This window comes from Pseudomonas sp. 3A(2025) (assembly GCF_054589175.1).
In genome coordinates, this window is sequence record NZ_BAAILM010000080.1 from 1 (window position 1) to 272 (window position 272).

The window sequence follows — 272 nt, forward strand, 5'->3', positions numbered from 1 at the left end:
CCAACCACCTGTGTCGGTTTGGGGTACGGTTCCTTGTTACCTGAAGCTTAGGAGCTTTTCCTGGAAGCATGGCATCAACCACTTCATGTTCTAAAAGAACACTCGTCATCAGCTCTCGGCCTTGGGATCCCGGATTTACCTAAGATCCCAGCCTACCACCTTAAACCTGGACAACCAACGCCAGGCTGGCCTAGCCTTCTCCGTCCCTCCATCGCAGTAACAAGAAGTACAGGAATATTAACCTGTTTTCCATCGACTACGCTTTTCAGCCT

At 50.4% G+C, this 272-nt stretch carries 1 rRNA gene; it reads right to left on the reverse strand.

The features are described from left to right. Positions 1–272, reverse strand: a 23S ribosomal RNA gene (locus tag ACYP2A_RS22815); the annotation flags it as partial.